The organism is Streptomyces sp. AM25, assembly GCF_058146165.1.
The window spans coordinates 127,882-136,503 of the sequence record NZ_JBKIWN010000006.1; the positions used below are offsets into that span (position 1 = coordinate 127,882).

Sequence of the window (8,622 nt, forward strand, 5' to 3'; positions counted from 1 at the left end):
TATGAGCCCCGTCCTCTCCGGCGTTCTCCAGCTGATCGCGCTCATAGCGGCGCTCGTGCTGGTCTACCGTCCGCTCGGCGACTACATGGCCGCCGTCTACACCTCCGACAAGCACCTGCGCGGCGAAAAGCTGCTCTACCGCCTCATCGGCGCCGACCCGAACGCGGAAATGCGCTGGCCGGCTTATCTGCGCGGCGTTCTCGCCTTCTCCGCGATGAGCCTGCTCTTCCTCTACCTGCTCCAGCGGGTCCAGGGCGTGCTGCCGCACTCGCTGTCGCTCGGATTCCACGCGATCAGCCCGGACCAGGCCTTCAACACCGCCGCCTCGTTCGTCGCCAACACCAACTGGCAGTCGTACTCGGGCGAGCAGTCCATGGGCCACGCGGTCCAGACGCTCGGCCTCGCGGTGCAGAACTTCGTCTCCGCCGCCGTGGGCATGGCCGTCGCCGTCGCCCTGGTCCGGGGCTTCGCCCGGTCCCGCACCGGCGACCTGGGCAACTTCTGGGCCGACCTGGTGCGCGGCACGATCCGCATCCTGATCCCGATCTCGGTGATCGGCGCGCTGATCCTGGTCGCCTGCGGCTCCATCCAGAACTTCTCGGGCATCCACGAGATCGGGCAGCTGGCCGGCGGCACCCAGCAGGTCAACGGCGGCGCCGTGGCCTCGCAGGAGGTCATCAAGGAGCTCGGCACCAACGGCGGCGGCTACTTCAACGCCAACTCCGCCCACCCGTTCGAGAATCCGAACGCCTTCACCAACCTCTTCGAGATCTTCCTGATCCTCCTCATCCCGTTCGCGCTCACCCGCACGTTCGGCAAGCTGGTCGGCAACGTCAAGCAGGGCTACGCGATCCTTGCGGCCATGGCCGTGATCTGGCTCGGTTTCACCGTGCTGATGATGTGGAGCGAGTTCGCCCACCACGGTGCGGCGCTCCAGGCGGCCGGCGGCGCGATGGAGGGCAAGGAGCAGCGCTTCGGCATCGGGGCCACCTCGATCTTCGCCACCTCCACCACGCTGACCTCGACCGGTGCGGTGGACGGCTTCCACTCCTCGTTCACCGGCTTCGGCGGCGGCATCGCGATGCTGGGCATGATGCTCGGCGAGATCGCGCCCGGCGGCGTCGGCTCCGGCCTCTACGGCATGCTCGTCATGGCGATCATCGCAGTCTTCATCGCGGGCCTGATGGTCGGCCGTACGCCCGAGTACCTCGGCAAGAAGATCGGCACCCGCGAGATCAAGCTCGCCGCGTGTTACATCCTCATCACCCCGACCCTGGTCCTCGGCTTCACCGCCGTGTCGATGGTGATGCACACCCCGCCGAACTCGATCCTCAACACCGCGGCCAACTCCGTGAACGACAGCGGGGCCCACGGCTTCTCCGAGGTCCTGTACGCGTACACCTCCGCCGCCAACAACAACGGCTCGGCCTTCGGCGGCCTGAACGCCAACACGGAGTGGTACAACACCACGACCGGTCTGGCCATGCTGCTCGGCCGCTTCCTGCCGATGGTGTTCGTGCTGGCCCTGGCGGGCTCGCTCGCCGAGCAGAAGCCCGTCCCCGAGACGGCCGGCACGCTGCGCACCGAGAAGCCGCTCTTCGCCGGTCTGCTCGTGGGCGCGATCATCATCATCACCGGCTTGACCTACTTCCCGGCCCTGGCCCTTGGCCCGATGGCGGAGGGACTTTCATGAGCACCACCACCCCTGTCCGTACGGAGTCCGGGGACCCCGAGAACGACCAGGCACACGGTTCCGCAGGGGCCGGCCGGGTCTCCGGCGGTCTCTTCGACCCCGCGCAGCTGATCAAGTCGCTGCCCGACGCCTTCCGCAAGCTCGACCCCCGGGTGATGGTCAAGTCCCCCGTGATGTTCGTGGTCGAGATCGGCTCGGTGATGACCACCGTGCTGGCGCTGAAGAACCCGGGCGACTGGTTCGGCTGGGCCATCACGGTCTGGCTGTGGCTGACGGTCGTCTTCGCCAACCTCGCGGAGGCCGTCGCAGAGGGCCGCGGCAAGGCCCAGGCCGACACCCTGCGCAAGGCCAAGACCGACACCGTCGCGCGCCGCCTGAACGGCGACACCGAGGAGTCGGTCCCCGGCACCGAGCTGCGCGTCGGCGACCTGGTCGTCTGCGAGGCGGGCGACATCATCCCCGGTGACGGCGACGTCGTCGAAGGCGTCGCGTCGGTGGACGAGTCGGCGATCACCGGTGAGTCGGCTCCGGTCATCCGTGAGTCCGGCGGCGACCGTTCGGCCGTCACCGGCGGTACGAAGGTGCTGTCCGACCGCATCGTCATCAAGATCATGACGAAGCCGGGCGAGACCTTCATCGACCGGATGATCAACCTGGTCGAGGGCGCGGCCCGGCAGAAGACGCCGAACGAGATCGCGCTCAACATCCTGCTGGCCTCGCTCACGATCGTCTTCCTGCTGGCGGTCGTCACGCTGCAGCCCTTCGCGATCTACGCGAAGGCCGAGCAGACGATGATCGTGCTCGCGGCCCTGCTGGTCTGCCTCATCCCGACGACCATCGGCGCCCTGCTCTCCGCGATCGGCATCGCGGGCATGGACCGTCTGGTGCAGCGCAACGTCCTGGCCATGTCCGGCCGTGCGGTCGAGGCCGCCGGCGACGTCTCCACGCTGCTGCTCGACAAGACCGGCACCATCACCTACGGCAACCGCCGCGCCTCCGAGTTCGTCCCGGTCAAGGGCACGATGGCCGCCGAGGTGGCCGACGCCGCCCAGCTCTCGTCGCTCTCCGACGAGACGCCCGAGGGCCGCTCGATCGTCGTCCTCGCCAAGGAGAAGTACGGCCTGCGCGAGCGCCACGAGGGCGAGCTCGTGGGCGCCGAGTGGATCCCCTTCACCGCCCAGACCCGTATGTCGGGTGTGGACGTCGACGGGCGCAAGGTCCGCAAGGGCGCGACCGGCTCGGTCATCGCCTGGGTCGAGGAGCGCGGCGGCAGCGTCGCCGAGGACGCCCGTGCGCTCACCGACGACATATCCCAGGCCGGCGGCACGCCGCTGCTGGTCGCCCTGGAGGACGAGAAGGGCGCCCGGATCCTGGGCGTCATCCACCTCAAGGACGTCGTCAAGGAGGGCATGCGCGAGCGGTTCGACGAGCTGCGCGCCATGGGCATCAAGACCGTCATGATCACGGGTGACAACCCGCTGACGGCCAAGGCGATCGCGGAGGAGGCGGGGGTCGACGACTTCCTGGCCGAGGCGACGCCCGAGGACAAGATGGCCCTCATCAAGCGCGAGCAGGCCGGCGGCAAGCTGGTCGCGATGACGGGCGACGGCACCAACGACGCCCCGGCGCTGGCCCAGGCCGACGTGGGCGTGGCCATGAACACCGGCACCTCGGCCGCCAAGGAGGCCGGGAACATGGTGGACCTGGACTCCAACCCCACCAAGCTCATCGAGATCGTCGAGATCGGCAAACAGCTGCTCATCACCCGCGGCGCCCTGACGACCTTCTCCATCGCCAACGACGTCGCCAAGTACTTCGCGATCATCCCCGCGATGTTCGCGGTCGCCTACCCCGGCCTGAACAAGCTCAACATCATGAGCCTGCACTCGCCGCAGTCCGCGATCCTGTCGGCCGTCATCTTCAACGCGCTGGTCATCGTGGCCCTGGTGCCGCTCGCCCTCAAGGGCGTGCGCTACCGGCCGATGAGCGCGGACGCGATGCTCCGGCGCAACCTCTTGATCTACGGACTGGGCGGCCTGATCTCCCCGTTCATCGGCATCAAGATCATCGACCTGCTCATCTCCCTCATCCCTGGCATCGGGTGACGTCATGAACAACTCCGTACGCAGCACGGCACGGCTGCTGATGGCGGGTCTCCGGGCCCTGCTGGTGCTCACCGTCGTCTGCGGTGTGATCTACCCGCTGGTCGTCACCGGCATCGCCCAGGCCGCCTTCAACGACAAGGCCAACGGCTCCGAGATCAAGGTCGACGGCAAGTCCGTCGGCTCCGAACTCCTGGGCCAGAGCTTCTCGCTGGACAAGAAGGACAAGGACGGCAACCCGCTGCCCGACCCGCAGTACTTCCAGCCGCGGCCGTCGGCGGCCGGGCCCAACACCGAGAACATGCAGTACAAGCTGCTGGTCTCCGGGGCCTCCAACCTCGCCGCCGACAGCAAGGTCCTGCTGACGAGCATCCAGCAGCGCCGCGCGGACATCGCCGCCTTCAACGGCGTCGAGCCGAAGGACGTCCCGACGGATGCCGTGACCGCCTCCGGCTCGGGTGTCGACCCCGACATCTCCCCGGAGTACGCGCGGCTGCAGGCGGACCGTGTGGCCAAGGTGAACCACCTGCCGGCGGCCAAGGTCCGCAAGCTGGTCGAGGACCACGTCGACGGGCGTCAGCTGGGCTTCATGGGGGAGCCTCGGGTGAACGTTCTCAAGCTGAACGTCGCACTGCGCGAGCTTGTGAAGAACTGACGGTTGTCTGTGGCCGATCACGCAGAAGCCCCGCGCCCCGTCAGGGGCGCGGGGCTTCTGCGCGATCACCAGACGTCTCCCGGACGCCAGTCGCACACCAGCTCCCCGTCCAGGTCCAGCGCCGTGCGCATGGGCAGGACGTAGATGTGGCCCTCCTCCTCCGGCGTGCGCACGATGCCGTCCGGGGTGAGCGCCGCGGTCTGCCCCCGCCACTGGTGCCAGCCGCGGCCCGTGTAGAGCGGGACCGCCGCTTCCGCGGCGCCGAGTGCGCCGATGTGGTACCCGCCGGAGCGCAGGACGCGCTCCAGCGCCTCCATGACGGCGCTCGCCAGGCCCTGCCTGCGGTGGCCGGGGCGGACGGCCACGGCCTCCACGTAGCCCGTGCGCAGCACCCGCCCGCCGTGCAGCAGCCGCCGCTGCACGAGCGAACCGTGGGCGAGCAGCTCGCCGCGCCGGTGGACGGTGGCGTGGATGCCGCAGAGGGTGTGGTCCCAGTCCTCGGCGCTGAAATTGCCGTCGAAGGCGAGTTCCAGCAGGGCCCGGATCTCCTCCAGCCCGGCAGATGTGAATTCGGACGTGTGAGCCGTGGATGCCCTGTGCATCGGGGCATCTTCGCAGAAGGACACGGCAGAAGGCGTCAGAACTGCGTCAATACCCGACCTGCGATCGTCTCTCGCCCGATATGTCCTGAACCTTGGTCGTAAGGTCGACGTGCGCGCGGCAGTGCTGCACCTCGCGGCGGAAAACCGCTCCGAACACGGCTGCGCATGATGAAAGACAATGAGGCCATGGGACGCGGCAATCTCCGGATCTATCTCGGCGCGGCACCGGGCGTCGGCAAGACCTATGCCATGCTCTCCGAGGCCCACCGCCGCGTGGAGCGCGGCACCGACGCCGTCGTGGGCTTCGTCGAGCACCACGGCCGGCCGCGCACCGAGGTGATGCTGCACGGCCTGGAGGAGGTGCCGCGCCGCGAGATCGTCTACCGCGACTCCGTCTTCACGGAGATGGACGTGGACGCCGTCCTCGCACGCAGCCCCAAGGTCGTCCTCGTCGACGAGCTGGCCCACACCAACGTGCCCGGCTCGCGCAACACCAAGCGCTGGCAGGACGTCGAGGAGATCCTCAAGGCCGGCATCGACGTCGTCTCGACCGTCAACATCCAGCACCTGGAGTCGCTGGGCGACGTCGTCGAGTCCATAACGGGCGTGCGGCAGCGCGAGACCGTGCCCGACGAGGTCGTGCGCCGCGCCGACCAGATCGAGCTCGTCGACATGTCGCCGCAGGCCCTGCGCCGCCGCATGGCGCACGGCAACATCTACAAGCCCGACAAGGTCGACGCCGCCCTCTCCAACTACTTCCGGCCCGGCAACCTCACCGCGCTGCGCGAGCTGGCCCTGCTGTGGACCGCCGACCGCGTCGACGAGTACCTGCGCCAGTACCGCACCGACCACAGCGTCTCGACCATCTGGCACGCGCGCGAGCGGATCGTCGTCGGCCTCACCGGCGGCCCCGAGGGCCGCACCCTCATCCGCCGCGCCGCCCGCATGGCCGCCAAGGGCTCCGGCAGCGAGATCCTCGCCGTCTACATCGCCCGCAGCGACGGCCTGACCTCGGCCTCGCCCAAGGAACTGGCCGTCCAGCGCACCCTGGTCGAGGACCTCGGCGGCACGTTCCACCACGTCATCGGCGACGACGTGCCCGCCTCGCTGCTGGAGTTCGCGCGCGGGGTCAACGCCACCCAGATCGTGCTGGGCTCCAGCCGCCGCAAGACCTGGCAGTACATCTTCGGCCCCGGCGTCGGCGCCACCGTGGCCCGCGACTCCGGGCCGGACCTGGACGTCCACATCGTCACCCACGACGAGGTCGCCAAGGGCCGGGGCCTGCCCGTGGCCCGCGGCGCCCGGCTGGGGCGCGGCCGGATCCTGGCGGGCTGGCTGGTCGGCGTGGTCGCCCCCGTGGCGCTCAGCATGCTGCTGACGACCGTCGTCCCCGATGTCGGCCTCGCCAACGACATGCTGCTGTTCCTGTGCCTGACGGTCGGGGCGGCGCTGCTCGGCGGCCTGCTCCCGGCCCTGGCCTCGGCGGCCGTCGGCTCGCTGCTGCTCAACTACTACTTCGTCGAGCCGCTGCACCAGTGGACGATAACGGACCCGAAGAACATCGTCGCGATCGTGATCTTCGTGTTCGTCGCGGTGTCCGTGGCCTCCGTGGTGGACCTCGCCGCCCGCCGCACCCACCAGGCGGCCCGGCTGCGCGCCGAGTCGGAGATCCTCTCCTTCCTGGCCGGCAGCGTCCTGCGCGGCGAGACCAGCCTGGAGGCCCTGCTGGAGCGGGTCCGGGAGACCTTCGCCATGGACTCCGTGGCCCTGCTGGAGCGGGCCAGCGAGGTGGACCCGTGGACGTGCGCGGCGAGCGAGGTGACCAACTCCGGCAGGCCGCTGCTGCGCCCCGAGGACGGCGATGTCGACATGCCCGTCGGCGACAACATGGCCCTCGTGCTCTCCGGCCGCGTCCTGCCCGCCGAGGACCGCCGCGTGCTGGCCGCCTTCGCCGCCCAGGCCGCCGTCGTCCTGGACCGGCAGCGGCTGGTCGGCGAGGCCGAGCGGGCCCGCGAGCTGGACGAGGGCAACCGCATCCGCACCGCCCTGCTCGCCGCCGTCAGCCACGACCTGCGCACCCCGCTCGCGGGCATCAAGGCCGCGGTGACCTCCCTGCGCTCCGACGACGTCGCCTGGTCCGAGGAGGACGAGTCCGAGCTGCTGGCCGGCATCGAGGACGGCGCCGACCGGCTCGACCACCTCGTCGGCAACCTGCTCGACATGTCCCGCCTGCAGACCGGCACCGTCACCCCGCTGATCCGGGAGATCGACCTCGACGAGGTCGTCCCGATGGCCCTGGGCGGCGTCCCGGAAGGCAGCGTCGCGCTCGACATCCCGGAGACGCTGCCGATGGTCGCCGTCGACCCCGGCCTGCTGGAGCGCAGCGTCGCCAACATCGTCGAGAACGCCGTGAAGTACAGTCCCGACGGCGTGCCCGTCATGGTCTCCGCCAGCGCCCTCGGCGACCGGGTGGAGGTCCGGGTGGCCGACACCGGCCCCGGCGTGCCGGACAGCGCCAAGAACCGGATCTTCGAGCCGTTCCAGCGCTACGGCGACGCGCCGCGCGGCGCCGGGGTCGGCCTGGGCCTGGCCGTCGCCCGCGGCTTCGCGGAGGCGATGGGCGGCACGCTCGCGGCCGAGGACACCCCCGGCGGCGGCATGACCATGGTCCTCACCCTGCGGGCCGCCGCCGGCCTGGCGCCCGTGCGCGCCGACCTGCCGGCGCAGGTCACGACATGATCCCTCGGCACACCGCCGCACGCACAGCACAGCACGTACAGACCGACAGACCGAGACCGCGCGCCCAGTTGATGGGCCGCATGAACAGCAGAGGTGGTTCAGCATGAACCGGGTGCTCGTGGTGGATGACGAGCCGCAGATCGTCCGCGCGCTCGTCATCAACCTCAAGGCGCGGAAGTACGAGGTCGACGCCGCGCCCGACGGCGCCACCGCACTCCAGCTCGCCGCCGCCCGCCACCCCGACGTGGTCATCCTCGACCTCGGTCTGCCCGACATGGACGGTGTCGAGGTGATCAAGGGTCTGCGCGGCTGGACCCGGGTGCCCATCCTGGTCCTCTCCGCCCGCCAGACCTCCGACGAGAAGGTCGAGGCGCTGGACGCCGGCGCCGACGACTACGTCACCAAGCCGTTCGGCATGGACGAGCTGCTGGCCCGGCTGCGGGCCGCCGTGCGGCGCGCCGAGCCGACGGGGCCCTCGGCCACGGGCGACGACGCGATCGTCGAGACGGAGGTCTTCACGGTCGATCTCGCGGCGAAGAAGGTCAACCGCGACGGGCGGGACGTCCGGCTGACCCCGACGGAGTGGCACCTGCTGGAGGTCCTGGTCCGCAACACGGGCCGTCTCGTCAGTCAGAAGCAGCTCCTCCAGGAGGTCTGGGGCCCGTCCTACGGCACCGAGACCAACTACCTCCGCGTCTACATGGCCCAGCTCCGCCGCAAGCTGGAGCGCGACCCTTCGCACCCGAAGCACTTCATCACGGAGCCGGGGATGGGATACCGGTTCGAGGTCTGAGCGTCCCGGTGGCCTCCGGCCGGGGGTCCGGGGGTTGC

Annotated in this window: 6 protein-coding genes; 5 read left to right on the forward strand and 1 reads right to left on the reverse strand. The window is 70.0% G+C overall.

Annotated features, from left to right (window positions below; all coding sequences use genetic code 11):
• Position 1: 1 nt before the first annotated feature.
• The 3 genes from kdpA to kdpC are packed head-to-tail and all read left to right on the forward strand — an operon-like array spanning position 2 to position 4,450.
• Positions 2 to 1,693 (forward strand): potassium-transporting ATPase subunit KdpA, encoded by a 1,692-nt coding sequence (kdpA, locus tag ACLHRZ_RS09520; protein WP_490417864.1) that lies wholly within the window; start codon positions 2 to 4, stop codon positions 1,691 to 1,693.
• Positions 1,690 to 3,798 (forward strand): potassium-transporting ATPase subunit KdpB, encoded by a 2,109-nt coding sequence (gene kdpB / locus ACLHRZ_RS09525; protein WP_490417865.1) that lies wholly within the window; start codon positions 1,690 to 1,692, stop codon positions 3,796 to 3,798. Before kdpA ends, kdpB begins: the two co-directional genes overlap by 4 nt.
• 4 nt (positions 3,799 to 3,802) lie before the next feature.
• A complete protein-coding gene (kdpC, locus tag ACLHRZ_RS09530) occupies positions 3,803 to 4,450 on the forward strand; it encodes a potassium-transporting ATPase subunit KdpC (RefSeq protein ID WP_490417866.1) in 648 nt (215 codons plus the stop codon).
• A 65-nt stretch (positions 4,451 to 4,515) separates the two neighbouring features.
• Here the strand turns inward: kdpC and ACLHRZ_RS09535 are convergent, their stop codons facing one another.
• The gene (locus tag ACLHRZ_RS09535) at positions 4,516 to 5,052 is read right to left on the reverse strand and encodes a GNAT family N-acetyltransferase (protein ID WP_490417867.1); all 537 of its coding nucleotides are present in this window, start codon (positions 5,050 to 5,052) and stop codon (positions 4,516 to 4,518) included.
• Positions 5,053 to 5,238: 186 nt separating this feature from the next.
• On the opposite strand from ACLHRZ_RS09535, the gene ACLHRZ_RS09540 reads away from it, so the two are divergent.
• Together ACLHRZ_RS09540 and ACLHRZ_RS09545 are read left to right on the forward strand one after the other, a co-directional pair.
• A complete protein-coding gene (locus ACLHRZ_RS09540) occupies positions 5,239 to 7,791 on the forward strand; it encodes an ATP-binding protein (protein WP_490417868.1) in 2,553 nt (850 codons plus the stop codon).
• Positions 7,792 to 7,894: 103 nt separating this feature from the next.
• Positions 7,895 to 8,584, forward strand: a complete 690-nt coding sequence (locus ACLHRZ_RS09545) for a response regulator (RefSeq protein WP_171086978.1) — start codon at positions 7,895 to 7,897, stop codon at positions 8,582 to 8,584.
• Positions 8,585 to 8,622: the final 38 nt, after the last annotated feature.

Excerpts from the sequence above, each read along its gene's own strand:
- kdpA (WP_490417864.1), top strand. The coding sequence starts at position 2 with ATGAGCCCCGTCCTCTCCGGCGTTCTCCAGCTGATCGCGCTCATAGCG.
- ACLHRZ_RS09540 (WP_490417868.1), top strand. The coding sequence starts at position 5,239 with ATGGGACGCGGCAATCTCCGGATCTATCTCGGCGCGGCACCGGGCGTC.
- ACLHRZ_RS09535 (WP_490417867.1), bottom strand. The coding sequence starts at position 5,052 with ATGCACAGGGCATCCACGGCTCACACGTCCGAATTCACATCTGCCGGG.
- kdpC (WP_490417866.1), top strand. The coding sequence starts at position 3,803 with ATGAACAACTCCGTACGCAGCACGGCACGGCTGCTGATGGCGGGTCTC.
- kdpB (WP_490417865.1), top strand. The coding sequence starts at position 1,690 with ATGAGCACCACCACCCCTGTCCGTACGGAGTCCGGGGACCCCGAGAAC.
- ACLHRZ_RS09545 (WP_171086978.1), top strand. The coding sequence starts at position 7,895 with ATGAACCGGGTGCTCGTGGTGGATGACGAGCCGCAGATCGTCCGCGCG.